The sequence below is a fragment of the Peribacillus cavernae genome (genome assembly GCF_003989135.1).
GTDB lineage: Bacteria > Bacillota > Bacilli > Bacillales > DSM-1321 > Peribacillus > Peribacillus cavernae.
Genome location: NZ_RYZZ01000033.1, coordinates 33,677 through 49,682 on the forward strand (window position 1 = coordinate 33,677; position 16,006 = coordinate 49,682).

At 42.3% G+C, this 16,006-nt stretch carries 12 protein-coding genes; 5 read left to right on the forward strand and 7 right to left on the reverse strand.

From position 1 onward, the window contains the following. Window positions 1-12: 12 nt before the first annotated feature. The 3 genes from ELQ35_RS18150 to ELQ35_RS18160 are packed head-to-tail and all read right to left on the reverse strand — an operon-like array spanning window position 13 to window position 3,740. The gene (locus tag ELQ35_RS18150; protein ID WP_126866618.1) at window positions 13-1,092 is read right to left on the reverse strand and encodes a Ger(x)C family spore germination protein; all 1,080 of its coding nucleotides are present in this window, start codon (window positions 1,090-1,092) and stop codon (window positions 13-15) included. Next, window positions 1,089-2,180, reverse strand: coding sequence for a GerAB/ArcD/ProY family transporter (locus ELQ35_RS18155; protein ID WP_126866619.1), 1,092 nt, complete (start codon window positions 2,178-2,180; stop codon window positions 1,089-1,091). Before ELQ35_RS18155 ends, ELQ35_RS18150 begins: the two co-directional genes overlap by 4 nt. 27 nt (window positions 2,181-2,207) lie before the next feature. Continuing rightward, the gene (locus tag ELQ35_RS18160) at window positions 2,208-3,740 is read right to left on the reverse strand and encodes a spore germination protein (protein WP_126866620.1); all 1,533 of its coding nucleotides are present in this window, start codon (window positions 3,738-3,740) and stop codon (window positions 2,208-2,210) included. Between the two features lie 285 nt (window positions 3,741-4,025). Here ELQ35_RS18160 and ELQ35_RS18165 point away from each other — a divergent pair, with 285 nt between their 5' ends. The 5 genes from ELQ35_RS18165 (at window position 4,026) to ELQ35_RS23240 (ending at window position 8,108) form a co-directional block, all read left to right on the forward strand. Next, a complete protein-coding gene (locus tag ELQ35_RS18165) occupies window positions 4,026-4,676 on the forward strand; it encodes a DNA-3-methyladenine glycosylase (RefSeq protein ID WP_126866621.1) in 651 nt (216 codons plus the stop codon). A gap of 110 nt (window positions 4,677-4,786) precedes the next feature. Next, the gene (locus tag ELQ35_RS18170) at window positions 4,787-5,689 is read left to right on the forward strand and encodes a putative selenate ABC transporter substrate-binding protein (protein WP_126866622.1); all 903 of its coding nucleotides are present in this window, start codon (window positions 4,787-4,789) and stop codon (window positions 5,687-5,689) included. 14 nt (window positions 5,690-5,703) lie between these two features. Then, window positions 5,704-6,450, forward strand: a complete 747-nt coding sequence (locus ELQ35_RS18175) for a phosphonate ABC transporter ATP-binding protein (RefSeq protein WP_126866623.1) — start codon at window positions 5,704-5,706, stop codon at window positions 6,448-6,450. Further along, window positions 6,451-7,251 carry a PhnE/PtxC family ABC transporter permease gene (locus ELQ35_RS23235; protein ID WP_246026126.1) on the forward strand — a complete coding sequence of 267 codons (801 nt, stop codon included), beginning with the start codon at window positions 6,451-6,453 and terminating at the stop codon, window positions 7,249-7,251. It abuts the gene before it with no gap. Further along, window positions 7,251-8,108, forward strand: a complete 858-nt coding sequence (locus ELQ35_RS23240) for a PhnE/PtxC family ABC transporter permease (RefSeq protein WP_246026127.1) — start codon at window positions 7,251-7,253, stop codon at window positions 8,106-8,108. Before ELQ35_RS23235 ends, ELQ35_RS23240 begins: the two co-directional genes overlap by 1 nt. 636 nt (window positions 8,109-8,744) lie before the next feature. Here ELQ35_RS23240 and ELQ35_RS18185 read toward each other — a convergent pair. The 4 genes from ELQ35_RS18185 to nagE all read right to left on the reverse strand — a co-directional run bounded on the left by ELQ35_RS18185 (window position 8,745) and on the right by nagE (window position 15,838). Further along, entirely contained in the window at window positions 8,745-10,013 is a 1,269-nt protein-coding gene (locus tag ELQ35_RS18185) for an exo-beta-N-acetylmuramidase NamZ family protein (RefSeq protein WP_126866624.1), read from the reverse strand. 212 nt (window positions 10,014-10,225) lie between these two features. Then, window positions 10,226-12,349 carry a glycoside hydrolase family 3 protein gene (locus tag ELQ35_RS18190; RefSeq protein ID WP_126866625.1) on the reverse strand — a complete coding sequence of 708 codons (2,124 nt, stop codon included), beginning with the start codon at window positions 12,347-12,349 and terminating at the stop codon, window positions 10,226-10,228. A gap of 81 nt (window positions 12,350-12,430) precedes the next feature. Continuing rightward, complete coding sequence (locus ELQ35_RS18195; RefSeq protein ID WP_126866626.1) at window positions 12,431-14,131, reverse strand: serine hydrolase domain-containing protein; 1,701 nt, start codon at window positions 14,129-14,131, stop codon at window positions 12,431-12,433. 342 nt (window positions 14,132-14,473) lie between these two features. After that, window positions 14,474-15,838, reverse strand: coding sequence for an N-acetylglucosamine-specific PTS transporter subunit IIBC (gene nagE, locus ELQ35_RS18200; RefSeq protein ID WP_126866627.1), 1,365 nt, complete (start codon window positions 15,836-15,838; stop codon window positions 14,474-14,476). Window positions 15,839-16,006: the final 168 nt, after the last annotated feature.

The window sequence follows — 16,006 nt, forward strand, 5'->3', positions numbered from 1 at the left end:
TCCCTGCTTTTGTTATTCCCCGTCCACCACACCCTTCTCCGTTATTATGGCATTCGCCCTTACGTTGACCTTTACATCTGAATATTGTTCCCTCCACTTTTTATTGCTGAAATCCCTTGTACGGCTTCGTACTTGCCTTCCTAGACCCAGTGGATCAATGTTAGACTTCTGAAAAGAGCGAATCATTGAAGTGGCTTGCTTTTCGAGTTTTTCTTCCACTTTTTTTTCAATTTTTTTCGACTTTCTTTCATCTAACTTCTTCCCCTGATATTCCCTGATATTCCCTTTCACATATAGATCAATATCAATTTCCGGCTCTTTTTTTCCGTTTCGAACATGATATCTGTGTCTGGTCCTTATCCCCTCGATGGAGGCATATTCACTACTGCTTAGTTTAACTTTAAAGTTCCCTAAAGTGACTTTTTCAATAAGCGCTCTAAAGGTGAAAAGCTGATCTTGTCGAAGGGTTTTAACATAACGGCCACCCTTAAATAAGGCCACTCCCTTTATATTAACATCCTCACCATCTTGTTCAAGTAATGGTAAAAAAGGATCCCTGACTTTGGAATAATAGTCGCCCAGAAAAAAATGCAGATTCATTCTAGGCAGCACTCCATTCTCCGTATTGTGTTCGATCAACTTTGATATATACATACCCGTATCTTCAACGCCATACTGTTTATCTAAAATCTTTTTGGCTTCATCATCCACAACGGTTAGATATAAATTTTCACTGATAGAAGGATCTCGCTGAAGAGTGTCAATATAGTTTTCGATTCCATGTCTTGCAAGTTTTTTACTATAGACGATAACCTCATACTTGCCGGTTACGACATAGCCGACTGATTTTTTTTGGATTTTGCTGAGCGTTTCTTTACTTATCTCATCTTTAGCAGAGAGAGTTGTAGTCTCCATGCTTTTATCCGGCTTGTAGATGGTGGAAGTATACGTTACTTTCACTTTATTTTTCCCCGCATAATCATATCCTATAGCGGTGGGCATGCTTATTTCATCCAAAATACGTGTGGGTTGCCTGCCATATATAATGACAGCTACTGTTATGATGCCGATTATTACTGCTTTTACTTTCATCGTTTGCCCCCCATTCTAAAACGCAGATGGTAAATGAGAAATAGGATAGGGATATAAACAATAGACAGATAAAATCCAACCATTGATACAAATTTTTGTAATAGGTCTATACTGTCTCGGTCCTTGAGGATGCAGCTTCCAATAAGACAAATCGATAACAGGAAAACAAGTATTTTTATCTGCCTGACTTTAAACAATTCCTTCGTGGCCCGGCTTGCAGCCCATAAAACCAAGCACATCTTTGGAAAAACCACTACTGCCCCAAATGCAATCCCTATCAATTCAAACCGTTCCAAAAAGGAGAAATTGATGATCTTCCACATCGTTAATGTAGGCCAGGATGTCCTTAGTAAATGCTCTTGTTCAAAATAAACCAATGCCGTTAACATGAGAATAAGATAAATCGCCATTGTGGCTAAATTTCCATAATGAGCCCATTTTTGTGATGTTTTCGGCTTTTGAATAAAAGGATAATACATTAATAAAAATTCAAATCCTATAAAAGGAAACGTCATTTCTTTTATGGAGTTGGCCATTTCTTTAAATGAATGATCATATACAGGCAATAAGTTCCGTAAAGTGGAAAATTCCCATGGCGCTAAAAAAGTAACGATCAAAAACAAAGAGAAGATTACCCCTATAAAACAGACCCCGGTAACAGTGCGAAAACCGCTTGAAACAACATAGTAAACACTGCATAAATAAACTAAAGCAAGCGGCAATGTTCTCAGTGAAGGAAACATCCAGACCTGAACAACTTCTATAAACGTCCGTAATACGACGATGCTGATTACAAGAAAGTGGAGGATAAACAGGATATTTATCAGACCACCGAGCCATTTTCCAAACACATTTTGATGAATGACGATAAGGCTACTCTTTTCCTTGTTCAATATCGTATATATCATCCAAATTAAGACATGGACAATGATTCCCGATACGATAACAGTAATCCAAGAATCCTGACCGGCAAACTCGGCAATATCCCGTTGGAAACTCAAAACTCCAACACCTAATTGCGTACTGTGAACGAGAAAAAAAACAAGAAAAGGTGCAACAAGAAACTGCTCTTTAATTGGGGTTTTCATAAAATGCCTCCCACTATCTGCGGACTGTTATTCATCAATATCCCTTTTTTCCTTTGCTTGTTTTTTTACAAAACGCTTCTGGCTTTCCGCCTGTAAAAACATGGGCCGTTTTGATTGCCAGGAAAAGGGAAGACGAATGAATGCATCCTTCAAATCACCAAGACGCGGAGGATAAATTGGTTCTAGATACGGTCTTCCAAGGGAAGTTAAGCGTAATAGATGCGTGGTCAAAAAGATAAATGCAACAGCAATTCCCAACAGTCCCCACAGTTGTGCGAATAGAAGAAATGGAAAGCGAATTAACCGGATCGTGCTGCTCATCCTGTAAATCGGTGTCGTAAAGGCAGCAAGCGCAGCGAGTGCTGTGATAATCAGCAAAATATTACTCGTGACCCCTGCTTCAACGGCTGCCGTTCCGATGACGATACCGCCTACGATCCCGATGGTAGTTCCAACTTTTGTCGGGAGCCTTGCACCGGCCTCACGAAGCAATTCAATCGTTAACTCCATGACAAGCGCTTCAAGAATCGGCGGCAAAGGAACCATTCTTCTTGAAGTAACCAAGGTAACCATTAAATCTTTCGGGATTAATTGATAGTGATAGGTTACAATTGCCACGTAAATCGGGGTGACCAGTACGGAGAAGATAACGGCAAACAGACGAATGACTCTAAAGGCTGAAGCCATTTGCCAATTCATGTAATAATCTTCAAAAGCACTAAAAAAATTCACGACATTAATCGGCCCAATCAGGGCATGAGGAGAACCATCGACTAAAATAACCACTTTTCCTTCCCCTAGAACGCCAGCCACACGATCGGGCCGCTCTGTATCCATTAATTGCGGAAAGACAGAGTTCCCATTATCAGCAATCAATTCAGCAATAACAGAACTATCGATAATTTGATCAAATTCCAGTTTCTGAAGACGCTGTAAAACGGTATTGACGTTTTCCTCATTCGCAATTCCTTCGAGGTATAAAACAGCCACTTCTGTTTTCGAAAGTTTTCCCATCTCCATTTTTTTCACTAATAATTGTGAAACGGGCAATCGTTTTCGAACTAAATTTAAATTCGTAGCTAAGGATTCCACAAAACCTTCTTTTGGACCGACAACACTATATTCCTCTTCTGCAATCGTCAACTCACGTACCTTCTTTATTTCTCCGCGAACAAGGGCACATGCCGAATCCTCTTCATTGAATTGAATAAGAACGAATCCTTTGAATAACTCCTTTTGAATGATTTCCAGATCACTTGTGATAACAATGTTTTCAATAGGAAGCGCTCCACGTAACTCTTCCAATGAAGAGAGTTTTATTGTATTCAGATACGGGAGAATATCTCGATGCAAAATCTCCACATCGATCAAGGAGCTAAAATATGAGATCCAAAATGGTTGAGGGGATTGCGGATTATAAAAATGGACAAAATCACCTGATTGTTTGAATTGGTTTATTAGTGCAAAAAGCGATTGGTCTTGTTGATCATAGTTTGTATGAGACATTTTTTTCGAGGATTGAACTTGTTGATTATATTTGTTGCGAAACCATTTTTTCATGGAAAATGATCCTTTCTGTTTGTATACTGCGAAACTACTCCTACGCCCTAAAGAAGTCACTCCATTGTGAAAACAATAACATTAACATGTAAGGATAGGTTATCCAACTATCCAATTATTAATCAGGCTCTGTATGAAACAATAGAAAAAGCATCCGCCCAAACTTTCAACGAATGCTTATTGTATAAACCCTATTTATTTACTTTTCCGCGAGTAAATTCGTTTAATTGAACCAGTAAGGGGAAGTTTAGATTATAGAAGAATTATGAGAAGGAGGTAAATGCTATGCCAAAGAATCTTCAACAGGAACATTTTAATTGCCAGCCTCTTCCTTTAGAGTTTTTCCGAATTCCGCCATTAGAGCTTGCCCAGGCACTGCTTGGCCGCCTCCTTATCAAACAAACCTCTGAAGGAACCGCATCCGGATATATTGTGGAAACAGAAGCTTATATCGGCCCTGAAGACAGGGCTGCACACAGCTTCGGCAATAGACGGACCAAGCGGACGGAAGTCATGTTTGGCGAGGCCGGGCATATCTATACTTATGTCATGCATACCCATACATTAGTGAATATCGTCAGCGGAGAAACAGAAAAGCCCGAGGCGATATTGATCAGAGCGGTTGAACCTTATCGGGGCATCCCGCTGATGCAGGAACGGCGGGGAATGTCAGAGCTGCGGAAATTGACCAATGGGCCCGGTAAGCTGACAAAAGCACTCGGCATTACAATGGCGGATTATGGACATACTTGCTGCGAACCGCCATTGTGGATTGCAGCAGGAAAGATCCCTGATACAATATCCTCTGGTCCGCGGATCGGCATTGGCAATTCTGGCGAAGCAAAAGATTACCCTTGGAGGTTTTGGGTCACAGACAGCCCATTCGTTTCCGGTAACAAATCTTCCAATACATCAAGAGGAAATTCATTCGAATAGTTGACAAATTCGTTTAATTCATCTATTAGGAAGTCTTACTCATTGTAAATTTTCATAATAGGTGTAAAATCTAATAGTCATTATCATTTAAACGAAGGAGACTGACGGAATTGAAGAAGTTTTTTATTGGATTGTTTATGCTAACCTTTGCACTTATTGCTGGATGTTCATCGGACGATAATTCCACTAATGGTAGCTCCTCAGATAAAAAGGAAGAAAAGATTTTTAAAATCGGGGCGCTCCCTGACCAAAATGCTGCAGATTTAAGCAGGAGTATGGATGTACTTGCCAAGTACTTTAGCAAAGAAACTGGATTAAAGGTCGAATATGTTCCATCAGTCGATTATGCAGCACTTGTGACAGCATTTGAACGCGGTGAAATCGACATGGCCTGGTTCGGTGGTTTGACAGGCGTTCAGGCACGGAATCTTGTACCTGAAGCAGATGCAATCGCTCAACGGCCTATCGATAAAGAATTCCATTCTATCTTTATTGCCCAAAAAGATGTCAAAGCAGATCAACTAGACGATCTAAAAGGACTTAATTTCACATTCGGCAGCGAAAGCTCAACCTCTGGCCACCTAATGCCGCGTTATTTCATGGAAAAGGCAGGAATCAACCCTGACAAGGACTTTGATGGGCAGCCTAACTACTCTGGATCACATGATAAAACATATAAGCTGGTTGAGTCTGGGGCCTTTAAAGCCGGCGTACTGAATGAATCTGTATGGGAAGCGGCAGTAGCAGAAAAAAAGGTGGACTTAAACAAAGTCAAAGTTGTTTATAAAACTCCGTCCTACTATGACTACCACTGGACAATCAACAAAGTGGATGATAAGTTTGGAAAAGGCACAAAGGATAATATGAAGGAAGCCATTCTTGCAGTCAATAAAGACGATGCAGATTTGAAAGAATTCCTCGACTTATTCCAAACAGATTCATTTATCGAAACAAAAAATGAAAACTATAAAGAAATTGAAGAAGTTGCAAAAGAACTCGAGATCATTAAATAGAAGGTGTTAAAGAAATGCCTCTTATCGAATTAAATAATATAACCAAACAATTCGAGCGGAAGATAGCACTATCTTCCCTCTCTTTTCATGTAAAAAAAGGGGAAATGGTTGCGCTGATCGGACCAAGTGGTGCAGGAAAATCAACGTTGTTGAATACGCTGGCGGGAATCACTGCTCCTAACACAGGAACTTACCTTTTAGACGGTGTTCCCATCCAGCATTATAAAAAAAGAAAAGAACTTGCAAAAAAAATCGGCGTCATCCGCCAGCAGTTTGATCTGATTGCCTCTCTCCCCGTTATCCAGAATGTTCTGGCAGGGAGACTTGGTGAATGGGGATTTTTTAAATCGATGCTCTCGCTGTTTCTGCCGCAGGATAAACAACTTGCAGCGAATGCATTGAATCGCGTCGGCCTTTTGGACAAGCTATACGATCAAACCTCCAAGCTTTCAGGAGGAGAACAGCAGCGTGTCGCCTTAGCCCGCCTTCTCGTACAAAGTCCTGCAGTAATCCTTGCTGATGAGCCTGTTGCTTCATTGGATCCTGCGCGAGCAGAAGATGTCCTGGCAATGCTGACTAAACTAGTTAAAGAAGAAGGCCAGACGCTTGTCATGAGCCTCCATTCTGTCGAGTACGCCAAAAAATATTTTTCCAGGATTATAGCCCTCCGCGACGGAGAAGTTTTTTTTGATTTGCCAACTAGTGAAATCACGAAAGAACATTTGGCTGAGCTTTACTTATTAAAGGAGATGGCTCTTTAGATGAAACAACTTCTGTCTCCCCTTTATCTTCATAAACGCTTAAGTTTAACGCTCGTCCTCCTTGCGGCCTTTATCTGGAGCCTTTTTTCCGTTACCTGGAGCCGTGACCTGCTTCACGCTGGCGGATGGGCTACTACCGTACAAATACTGGAAGGATTGATCAAACCCGATCTTTCTCCCGATATATTGGAACTGGCGGTAGAATCCTCGTGGGTTACGGTTGTATACGCGGTGACAGGCATGACAGTCGCCCTTATTATCGCTTTTGTCTTAGGGGTCTTAGGTTCCGGTGTCTTAGTATCCTCCCGTCCTGTTCGAATCGTTACGGCTGGTTTTTCCAGGGCAGTACTGGCAATAATCAGAGCGATTCACGAACTCGTCTGGGCGCTTTTATTTGTCGCCGTCATCGGGCTGTCCCCTTATGCAGCTATATTTGCCCTCGGCATTCCATACGGCGGCATTCTAGGCAGGATCTTTGCGGATATGTTAAATGACGTTCCCGGAGAACCAATCCAGGCTCTTCGTGCGGCCGGTGCTTCCCGTCTGCACTGTCTGATGTATGGATACCTGCCTCTTATCCGTTCCAACATGATTAGCTATACGATGTACCGTTTTGAATGCTCGATCCGTTCATCAGCCATCATGAGCTTTGTCGGGCTTGGAGGCCTGGGTTATCAAATTCAGCTTTCGCTTGCAGATCTCCATTATGATGAAGTATGGACATTTCTCTTCTTTCTGATTGCGATTGTTGTCCTGATCGATGCCTGGAGCAACTCCCTGCGAAAGCGATTGGTGCTATGATGAGTAAAATAAAAATCCCTTCAAAAAAACGCCGTTTTTCATTTGTAGCTTTTTCTATTCTGTTGGCATTAGCCCTGCTTGCAGGTTCCTGGGGACATATTTTCTATGCGGAAAGAGCCAACTTTTTTACTCTTTTCAATGAGCAGAATGCTGAATATGCGAAAAAATTTTTCTCCGGACTATTCGGCCTTCAGGAAGAAAAGCCTGCTTTTACTGATAAAGAGGCTTGGATAAATGCAGGGAAGCTTACCTATGAAACGTTGCAAATGAGTGTCATGGCCATTGGCTTTGCGACCATTGCCGCCTTGCTTACCGTCATCCCCGCCGCACGCAACATCGCGGATGGAACGTTAACCGTTTCAAAACGTTGGTATCGCTGGATTTTGTTCGGTTTTTTCCGTGTCATCTATATTTTTTCCCGTGCGATTCCTGAACTTGTCTGGGCAATGGTTATCGTTTTTATCCTAAAACCAGGCATTCTGCCGGGAGCAGTTGCGCTGGCCCTTCATAATTTTGGGATTCTCGGAAAGCTTTGCGCGGAGGTCATTGAAGATACGGATGCGAGGCCGATACGAAACCTGGCCTCAAGCGGAGCTTCCAACGCCCAAATCCTTTTCTATGGAATCATTCCAACCGTCATGCCGAAATTTCTCACTTACATCCTTTATCGCGGCGAGGTGATCATGAGAACCTCCATCGTTGTTGGATTTGTCGGAGCCGGCGGGCTGGGACAGCAATTCAAACTGAGCCTCAGCTACTTCCACTACACTGAAATTACGCTGCTGCTCATCTGCTATATCATTCTCGTATTTGCAGCAGACTTTATCTCGGAAGGATTTCGGAAAGCGGCGAAATAGGATTAGTCTCAACTTTGAGATTTCGGAAACAAATCTGATATTTTGCTTGAGCTCATAAATCTGGACAATAGCTCTTAAATTTCAGTAATGGCTCATAAATTCTATTAAGCGCTTATAAGAGTAAAAATGGACCGCTATCTATGCTAAAATACAGGCCCCTTCTATAAAAAATGGCAATGACAGCCGGCTAATTCATGGCATCGCTCATAAATTTCGGCCATAGCTCTTAAACCTGGACAATAGCTCTTAAATTTCAGTAATGGCTCATAAATTCTATTAAGCGCTCATAAGAGTAAAAATGGACCGCTATCTACGCTAAGATACAGGCCCCTTCTATAAAAAATGGCAATGACAGCCGGCTAATTCATGACATCGCTCATAAATTTCGGCCATAGCTCTTAAACCTGGACAATAGCTCTTAAATTTCAGTAATGGCTCATAAATTCTATTAAGCGCTTATATAAAAAACAGACGGCAAAACTTTAACCGGAATAGGAACTGACTATTTCAACTTATAGCAACTAAACAAGAAACAGCGCCTGGCGGGCGCTGTTTTCTTGTTACTACCGAATGATCTTTGGATTTGGATTTATTATCTCGGAATTTAGATTTATTACTACCGTATTTGCGACCCGATTAGTAAAGAAGGTATTTTTCTCTCTTTTGTATAAACTCCTCCAGACCAGGTTGCCACGTTCTCTTTATTTCGTCTACAGATTTCCCTTCCTCAATGGCATCTCTGACCCAGCCGTTGCCAATCAATAAGTCGAAGAAGGAAGTTCCCTTGCTATCCTCTGCACGAAATTCGAATGCATCCGGATATAGATCAAGAATCGCCTTTACGATTATTAACCCAGTTTCCACCGGTTTATATGCATTCCGATCTGTAATGTGAATTTGTATGCCGTTCGAAAGTTTACCCGTATGCTTAGAGAAGGCTGGCGTGAAGCTTGCCGCTCTAAACGTGACACCTGGAAGCTTCTCTTCGTTCAGCTTTTTCGCTAATTCTGTGCTATTAATAAATGGTGCACCTATTAATTCAAACGGCTTTGTGGTTCCTCTGCCTTCGGATACGTTTGTACCTTCTATCAACGCAGCTCCCGGGTATACGAGTCCCGAATCTAATGTAGGCATGTTCGGTGAAGGGAGCACCCACTCGAGCGGTGTGTCATCGTAGTACATATTTCGTTTCCATCCGTTCATTTCAACAACAGTAAGATCCGCACCAATCCCAAACTCCTTATTAAAGTATAGTGCCAATTCACCTACGGTCATGCCGTGACGCAGCGGAATCGGATACATGCCGACAAAGGAAGAATAGTCAGGATCGAGAACTGGCCCCTCCACCTTTGCTCCCCCAAGCGGATTCGGTCGGTCGAGCACAATAAATGGAATATTATTTTCTTTCGCTGCTTCCATGGCGTAGGCCATCGTATAGATATAGGTATAGAAGCGAGTTCCAACGTCCTGGATATCAAATAGAAGCACATCGACTCCCTCAAGCATTTCCGGAGTCGGCTTTTTCGTTTGTCCATACAAACTGTAAACAGGAAGTCCGGTTTCTTTATCCGTATAGAATGGAACATATTCCCCAGCCTGGGCGCTTCCACGGACTCCGTGTTCAGGTCCGTACAGCGCGACAAGATTTATGTCCTGATCCTCATGCAGTTTATCAACGATACTATTTAGCTCTTGGTCGACACCGGTCGGATTTGTAATTAAGCCGACTCGCTTCCCTTTAATGAGATCCTTCTGTTCATCAAGCAACACTTCGACTCCAAGTTCAAATTTTTTCGGCGCCTTTCCCTTTCCTTGACTTTTCCCTCGAGTATCATTTGCCATCGCGACAGACAGGAATGAAAGGAAGAGTACAAGAATGAATATGCTAAACAGCCATCGTTTCATTATTTTCCCTCCTAAGGACAAAAGCGCAAGCGCCTTGAATAAAGGAACGTCGACTAAAAACCGCCACGTCCTGTGGCATCGTCGACACTAGCACGTCCTGTGCGTCGGGGCTAGGCGCTGGAGCTGGATGCAGATAACCAAAACTAAGCTATCCACTTAAAATTCAATCTATAGTTTCCTATAAAGGAAGAAAGGCGTAAGCGCCTTGTAAATTAGTAACTTAAGCCGTGTCCGAATGGATAAAGTGCATTGCCATTATTGCCTGGAATCGTTACAGGCAGTTTTCCGGTCGGATTATTTTTTCCGAAAATCGTTTTTGCAGATGCTTCAAAGCTTGCTGTTCTAAAACTATACTGCGCCAGATATGCATCCACTTTTGGAAAGGCCATAATGTCATATGGATTACGTATTCCAAGCGCAATTACGGGCGCCTCGACCTCTTCGATAATCTGATTGACCATTTTCATTTGAGCACTGTCAGAAGCCCTGCCGGAAACATTGAATGTATATGTGCCGATAATTACGGCTGATGCTGACTTTAATTCGTCTAGCTGATCGCCTGCCAGAACGTTGCTTGCCTTCATAACGGTGGTATTGCTGTGATGACTTTGGACAGACTGGGCAAGCGGATCCAGATACGTATTGCCGACTACGACCACTTTCTCAGTATCGTCTAAATTAAGAGGCAATGCGTTATCATTTTTCACTAACGTAATCGAGCGCTCAGCGGCTTCTCTTTCAACCTGTTTGTGTTGCTCAGATCCGACAACCTGCCGTGCATTTTCCATTTTCTTTTCATTGTCAATCGATGATTCCGATTTGAAGATTCCCCGTTTTACCTTCAGGGTTAAAATGCGTTTCACAGAAGCATTGATTCTCTCCTCCGGGATCTCTCCGGTTTTTACAGTCTTTAACAAGCCTTCCGCAACAGCCTCAAGACCGACCGGCATTAAAACAAGGTCCGAGCCTGCTTTTACCGCACGAATCGCGGCATCTACTGCTCCAAAGTGATCAGCGATGGCATTCATATTGAGAGCGTCGGTTGTTATGACACCATCAAAGCCCATTTCCTCACGCATTAATTCAGTTAACACTTTGTAGGATAACGTCGCTGGAACAGCTATCTCTGTACCATCCTTTTTCGAGATCGCTTTAGTATCATCAATTTTGGGGAAAGTGACGTGTGCAGTCATGATCGCGTCAATGCCTGCGTCCATTGCTTTTTGAAACGGATATAATTCTACTTCCTTTAGACGTTCTTTATCATGAGGTACCTCTGGAAGACCAAGGTGTGAGTCAACAGCGGTGTCACCATGGCCCGGAAAATGCTTGGCTGTTGCAGAAACCCCACTTTCTTGTAACCCTTGTGTATAAGCCACACCAAATTTTGCGACAAGTTCTGGATCTTCACCAAATGAGCGAACACCTATAACCGGATTGTCCGGGTTATTATTCACATCAAAGACAGGAGCAAAATTCGTATTAATGCCAAGGGAATTGAGTTCCTCGCCTATTGCATTGCCAACCTTTCTGGTAATTTCCTCTGACCTTGTTGCTCCAAGCGCCATGTTTCCGGGGAAATCGGTACCGGACTGCAGTCGGGTTACAATGCCGCCTTCCTGGTCAATTGACAGCAGTATACCGAACTTCTCAGACGAATCTTGATAATCGGCAACAAGTCTTGCTGTCTGTTCGGTTGTGTCGACATTTTCCCGGAATAGGATGACTCCGCCAAGGTGATACTTTTTCACTAACGCATCAATTTCAGGCAACATTTCAGTAACGTTTTTTCCATTGTACGTTCGGAAATCGGGCATGAGCATCTGGCCAACTTTTTCTTCTACCGTTAGCCCATCGATCGCTTTTTCAATGATGTTATAGCGTATTCCTTTTTGTTTGACGATACTTACTTCGCTGGCTGGCTTTCCAGGCTTGCCCTTTTTCTTAGGCACTGAATCACCTTTAACCTCTATCCCAATTCGGTCGGAGGCTGCTCCATCCCTTACCGTAATGAACGTTCTTCCGCTTTTTCCGGTAAGTGTAACCTTTCCATTTTCATCAACGCGGGCGACATTTTTATTCGCTGATTTCCATGTTAGTCCCTCGGTTACCTCACTAAAATGACCCTGTTCATGAATACGGAGAACCTTTAATGAAGTTTGACCATCTTTCATCTCCGAATCTATTTCAGGAAGGTTCTGGTAGATTATTACATCAGTGTTTCCTTGATTGCGTTCCGCCTTTACTTCCTCCGATTTAGCTGTGGCAAACAACTGAGTAAACAACAATCCCGCGATAAGGAAAGGAATGGCAAATGTTTTTCGCAAATCGATCATTATGCAACCTCCTTGGGAAAATTCAGTAAAACATACTTTCTTAAACAGATTTTTTGCAAAAATTAAAAGAAACTCGGTGTGCTAATAATTTCGAAGAATCCACCCCTCATTATCGACTTTGGGGGTAACTTTGCCATTTTTGCTCGATAGCTTTACATCCGCGATATACCAGCCCCTTCCGTTAATAGATTTATCTGTTTTGTAAGTAAAACGGATAAATTTGGTGCTTGCCGGTATTGAAAACGATTGTGAGAGCCACTTTCCGCTGCTTCCTGTAACCGATGTGCTAGCTTGTGTCCAATGTTTTCCATCTGTTGAAATCTCTATATCGCCATAATCAGATTCTGCTTCGATTCTATACCACGTTTTAAACGATAACTCTGCACCTTGCTTTAGTTCTGTTTCCAGCACAAGCTGTCTTTTAAGGTTATCTCCATACCCCGAGAACCACGCTGGTTTTCTGCCAGGAGTTGCAACAGGGATCGAATCTGCAACCTGACGAGCAAGCATTCTTCTCGTTGGGTTTGTAGATACTGTGTTACGTGAGGGGTGAACACGATTTGTTAGTAAAATCGCTATCGTATCATTTGCCGGGCTTACTACAATGGAGGTACCTGTGTATCCAGTATGCCCAAGTGTACTGCTTCCCGTTAAAGCATCCATATACCAGCCTTGTTGCAGTTCCCATCCTAAGCCGTGATCGTCTCCTTCAAAAGCTGCATTCTGGTTTTCGTTCAAGAGCTTGACTGTTTCGGGCTGAAGAATTCTTGTACGGCCATATTTTCCTTCCTGCAAAAACATGTGGGCGAATTTCGCCAGATCTGCTGCAGTTGAAAAAACACCTGCATGACCGGCAACACCATCAAGCGACCAAGCGTTTTCATCATGCACTTCACCCCAGACAAGATCGCGTCCCAGCGTTGGCTGATATTCTGTAGCTGCGATCCGCTCCTTTAAGGATGCTGGCGGATTATACATCGTATCATTCATTTTGAGAGGTTTTGTAATGGTTTCTTTTATATACTCGTCCAACCGTTTTCCAGATAATCTTTCAACAAGGGCACCGAGGGTTATCATGTTAAGATCACTGTATGTATAATGGGTGCCAGGCTCGTTTTGTAAAGGCTGCGAAAAAACAACTTGTATCCGGTCTTCACGGTTTTTACCCATTTTGTATAGAGGAATCCATGAGACAAAACCTGAGGTATGGGTCATGAGTTGTCTAATTGTGACAGTTGATTTGCCGTTTTGTGAAAACTCGGGGATATAATGGGCTACTGGATCATCCAAGTCGAATTTTCCCTGCTCATAAAGCTTCATAGCAGCCGTTGTCGTAAATACCTTGCTAATCGACGCCAGGTCAAAAATGGTGTCTTTCTTCATAGGATTTTTCTCGTCTATCTCTGTAAATTGATCATCTTTATAACGAGCCGCATATCCGTATGCGTCATGTTTCACAGTAACGCCTTGACGTGCAGCATAAACGACGGCACCAGGCATTGTTTTTTGCTCAATCGCATCTTTTATCAAACGATCGATTTCACGTAAAGGCTGAGTGACCATTCCAGCTGATCGTACCGAGCCGGTTTGTAGCACTGGAGATGAAGGCCCGGGATTGTCCCAAGTAAATGGATAAGCATTGTTGGCTGCCATACCCAGTTCTTTCTTTTGCACAATTGTTGAAAAAGTAAGCTTTTCATTAGCGGCATTTACAAGTTCTTCTCCGGAAAATACCATCGAAATGCTAAGAACGGCTGTAACAACATATAATGTTTTTTTCATCTTACCCTCCTTTTTTCTTGTAAGGGCTTCCATTTATATCGAAATCTGTTGCCATCTTGTTGTAAATAAAGAATAATATAACTTTTGGAGTTTTACTACATAATTTTGTTAATTACACGCCATTTTACGCCATTAGTCCCGGTTGAATATATTGGAATCCTTCTAAAATCCTGGATTGATCAAACAGTTGTCACAACTGTACTTATAATCACACAAAAGACTATAAAAAGAATTCAAAAAAAGATCGGAAGGAGATATCCTGCCAATCTTCTGAGATTTATTCCAGTCAACCTGATAGACCCTTCTTATTCAATGGTCCTTCAATTTTACTTTCTATCCACCTTATTGCCTCTTCATAGCATCGGCAACAAATTCCACTTCAGTCCCGACAATAATTTGCAGATTATGGTCATTGATTTTCATAACACCTTTGGCACCATGTGCTTTCAAGGAAGAATCTTGTACTTTTCCCATGTCCTCAACCTGCAGACGAAGCCTGGTGGCACAATTATCAATTGAAATAATATTTTCTTTTCCGCCGATATCATTCATAAAGTGATGAGCCATTTGTTCAAACTTATCATCGCTAACTGTCTCGCTGCCGTCTTCGAGATATACTTCATCGTCTTCACGGCCAGGTGTTTTTAATTTCAGCATTTTGATTAAGCTGTAGAAAACAATAAAGTAAATGATGCCATAAATCACGCCTACAAGCAGGAGCAGCCACGGTTTTTCGGCAATATTAAAGTTTAATAGATAGTCAATTCCTCCTGCAGAGAACGTAAAGCCATCCCTGATTCCCAACGCAGAGGTAACCCACATCGAAAGGCCAGTTAATACAGCGTGTATTACGTATAACAACGGTGATAAGAACATAAATGAAAACTCGATAGGTTCTGTTATCCCTGTAACAAATGATGTTAAAGCAAGGCTGGCAAGCATACCTGCTACCGCTTTTCTCTTTTCCGGTTTCGCCGCAGCAATCATCGCAAATGCAGCTGCCGGCAAACCAAACATCATGATTGGGAAAAAGCCCGTCATATATAGCCCTGCCGTTGGATCTCCTTCAAAGAAACGGGCTATATCCCCGGTTTTATCCGCATATTCCCCAAACTGGAACCAGAATAAATTGTTTAATACATGGTGCAATCCTAGCGGAATCAATAAACGGTTAAAAAACCCGAATACACCAGAGCCAATTGCACCCAGCCCAATAATCCAATTACCAAACCCATTGATTATATCTTGAATCGGCGGCCAGGCAAACCCGGCAATTCCTGCAAGGACAATCATTACCAGTGAGGTCATGATCGGGACAAATCGCCGTCCGCTGAAAAAACCAAGCCATTCCGGCAATTTAATATCATGAAAACGATTGTATAATAACCCTGCAATGATACCCGCGATAATCCCGCCAAGAACGGACATATTAATATCTTTATCGATTGCTTTTGCCCCTTCTGTCAACACCAAATAACCGATCGCTCCCGATAAAGCTGCGGCACCGTGGTTATCTTTGGCAAAACCCATCGCCACCCCAATGGCAAAGATCAGTGCGAGATTTGCAAAGATAGCATTTCCTGCGTTTGCAATAAAAGGAATATCCAACAAATCAGACTGCCCAAATCGCAACAATAACCCAGCTGCCGGTAATACGGCAATCGGAAGCATTAAGGATTTACCGATGCGCTGCAAAAATCCCAACATTAGAATCACTCCTTAAATAAGTTATAAGTTATGAAAGCGCTTTTCCTGCTTGACATCATCTTATCATTGGGGAAATATAGATGTCTATACCAATCTACCTCCCTTTCACTGAGAACTTTTTATAGATTTGTCAATCATGAGATTTCTTTACTATAATATTAATATTAA